Source organism: Burkholderia sp. Ac-20392 (genome assembly GCF_017104585.1).
Classification (GTDB): Bacteria; Pseudomonadota; Gammaproteobacteria; order Burkholderiales; family Burkholderiaceae; genus Burkholderia; species Burkholderia lata.
On record NZ_JAAGPB010001171.1, the window covers coordinates 1 to 784 of the forward strand.

General features: G+C 70.3%; 1 protein-coding gene. It reads left to right on the plus strand.

Annotation, left to right across the window (positions count from 1 at the left end; translation table 11 throughout):
* Positions 1-568, plus strand: a 568-nt coding sequence (locus G3N99_RS41445) for a DeoR/GlpR family DNA-binding transcription regulator (protein WP_206125337.1), incomplete at its 5' end; no start/stop codon positions are given.
* Between the last annotated feature and the right edge of the window lie 216 nt (positions 569-784).

The window sequence follows — 784 nt, forward strand, 5'->3', positions numbered from 1 at the left end:
TGCACCGTTCGCGCAGCGCGAGGCGCTCGAGACGGCGGAAAAGCGGCGCATCGCGCGGCGGGCCGCGGAGATGATCGCGCCCGGGCAGGTGGCGATCGTCGATGGCGGCACGACCTCGGCGCTGCTCGTCAGCCAGTTGCCGGCCGACCTGCGCGCGACGATCGTCACGCACAGCCCGAGTGTCGCGGTCGCGCTCGCCGCGCATCCGTCGATCGACGTGATCCTGATCGGCGGGCGGCTCTACAAGCATTCGATCGTCGCCGTCGGCGCAGCGGCGATGGAAGGCATCGCGCGCATCCATGCGGACCTGTACTTCATGGGCGTCACGGGCGTGCATCCGGTCGCGGGGCTCAGTACCGGCGATTTCGAGGAAGCGGCGATCAAGCGCGCGCTCGCCGAACGCGCAGCCGAGACGGTCGTGCTCGCGTCGCAGTCGAAGCTGCGCGCGGCGTCGCAGTTCGTGATCGGCGAGCTCACGCTGGCGCACACCGTGGTGGTCGAAAAGGAAACCGACGCCGCGCTGACTAAGCCGATCGAGGCGGCGGGCGTGACGGTCGTGCGCGCGTAGCGGCGACGGGTTGTGCCTGCGCGGGGTGTGCGGGGTGTGCGGGGTGTGCGGGGTGTGCGGGGTGTGCGGGGTGTGCGGGGTGTGCGGGGTGTGCGGGGCGTGTCGGATGTGTCGGATGCGTCGGATGTGTCGGATGTCGCGGATGTGTCGGATGTGTCTGATGTGTCGGATGTGACGGATGCCGCGGCAGAGCGCGGGGTGTGGGACGAGCCCTTA